General features: G+C 37.0%; 1 pseudogene. It reads right to left on the minus strand.

The features are described from left to right. Window positions 1–330: pseudogene (locus DXB18_RS16010) on the minus strand (RNA-guided endonuclease TnpB family protein); the annotation flags it as partial. Window positions 331–438 lie beyond the last annotated feature (108 nt).

Raw genomic sequence — 438 nt, forward strand, 5'->3', positions numbered from 1 at the left:
GATCGGCATTTTATCTTTCTTATATCTTGGTGATCCCGGATTCTCGATACCGCCACTTTCTTTTAACCGGTAAAAGGATTTCCATGACTTGTCCAAAAGCTTACAGATTTCCTGTGCAGTCTGTGACGGAAGTGATTTGAACCACAGATCATCTTTATGTTTTGATTTCTGATAATACCAGTCAGGATATTTCTCCAATCCCAGATTTTTGTAGTTGTTTCTCTCATAATTGCAAACATTCCAAAGCTTGTAAGCCGCATAACACATGTGTCCTACAATATTTGCATCATTTTTGTTTAATACAATGGTTGTTTCATGTGTTAACAGCATATTGTCCCTCCTTCTAGTAAGATTTGCTCTGATGCTCGATATATAGTCGGATATTTTCTTCCGATACCGAGCCGATTGTTTCTACATAATATGAGTGATTCCAAAGTT

It is taken from the genome of Clostridium sp. OM02-18AC (genome assembly GCF_003481825.1).
Taxonomy (GTDB): domain Bacteria; phylum Bacillota; class Clostridia; order Lachnospirales; family Lachnospiraceae; genus Brotaphodocola.